We start from the raw sequence: 780 nt of genomic DNA on the forward strand, positions 1-780 counted from the left end.
AAAACTTAAGCGGCCTAAATTAGCACCAGGCTTCAGGTAAGAGCCGTAAATCATCATGCCGCCCAGGCCAATAGAAAGCGAGAAGAAGGCCTGGCCCATAGCCGCAACCAAAATGCTGGTGTCGGTCATGAGGCTGAAGTCGGGCACTAAGTATTTCTGCAGCCCTTCGTCAGCCCCGGGTAACGTCAGCATGTAAGCAATAAGGGCAACCAGTAAAACAACCAGGGATGGCATCAGCCGTTTCGACCAGCGTTCAATGCCTTTTTCCACCCCCTGAAAAACCACATAAGCTGTGGCCAGCAAAAATACAGCGGTAAAAATTAAGTCGCGGGTGAGTGAGCTATTAAGCAAAAATTCGGTGGCAACTTCAATGCCAAAACCGCGTGCCAAAAAGCCCAGAGCGTGAACCAACATCCAGCCGGCAACCACGTGGTAAAAGCTCAGCATTAAGCACGAGCCCAGTACATTCAGGTAACCCATTAGGCGACCAATGGGGCGGGCGCGACCTTCAGATAGCTGCGTTAATGAGCGAACCGGATTCGCCTGAGCGCTGTGCCCAATAAGCATTTCACTGTATAAGGCGGGTATGGCAAGTATAAAGATTACGCAAAGATAGACCAGCAGGAAGGCGCCGCCACCGTGGTTTGCCACTTGTGTCGGAAAGCCCCAAATGTTGCCCAGACCAACGGCCGAGCCCGCGGCTGCTAGTATAAAGCCAATTCGGCTGTGAAAAGAATCACGCATAAATGATCAGAAACCCACTGCTGCTTGCTTAAGTCA

Annotated in this window: 1 protein-coding gene; it reads right to left on the reverse strand. The window is 51.4% G+C overall.

The genetic code is table 11. From position 1 onward, the window contains the following. The coding region (locus B3180_RS03470) for a sodium-dependent transporter (RefSeq protein ID WP_286843079.1) at window positions 1–744 on the reverse strand (744 nt) is incomplete at its 3' end. Window positions 745–780 lie beyond the last annotated feature (36 nt).

The sequence above is a fragment of the Idiomarina sp. UBA4206 genome, from assembly GCF_002383015.1.
GTDB classification, from domain to species: domain Bacteria; phylum Pseudomonadota; class Gammaproteobacteria; order Enterobacterales; family Alteromonadaceae; genus Idiomarina; species Idiomarina abyssalis.